We start from the raw sequence: 473 nt of genomic DNA, 5'->3' as shown, positions 1-473 counted from the left end.
GCGTTTTAGATCAAACGTATAGAAATATTGAGATAATTATTTGTGATGATAGTACAAGTGATGAAGTTGAAGAAATGTTAGAACAGTATATCAATAAATTTAAAAATATCATTTACAGAAGAAATAAAAACGATAAAAATTTTATTTCTTCTATAAATGAAGGCGATAGTGAGCTTAAAAACTTAGAAGGAAATAGCAATGCTATAAAAAACTTTAATAAATGTTTGCAACTAAGCAAAGGGGAATATGTTAATTTTTTGATGGATGATGATATTTTTTTTAAAGATAAGATTAGTAAAATGATTAATTACTATATAGAGTATGATGATATTAAGCTTGTAACTTCATATAGAAAAATTATTAATAAAGATGGAGAAATTTTAAATGATATAAAGTCTACTCAGAGGCTTACTCAAAATGACTCAATAATAGATGGAAATAATCTAGTGAAAATTTTATGCGAACATATGCTA

1 protein-coding gene is annotated in these 473 nt (G+C 23.9%); it reads left to right on the top strand.

Features of this window, described 5'->3' with window-relative positions; genetic code table 11:
- Nucleotides 1–473: glycosyltransferase (locus tag LPA54_RS37630; RefSeq protein ID WP_228984927.1), on the top strand; the 473-nt coding region annotated here is incomplete at both ends.

Source organism: Streptomyces sp. DH12, from assembly GCF_020873895.1.
GTDB lineage: Bacteria > Actinomycetota > Actinomycetes > Streptomycetales > Streptomycetaceae > Streptomyces.
This window is presented reverse-complemented; position numbering and strand designations above follow the sequence as displayed.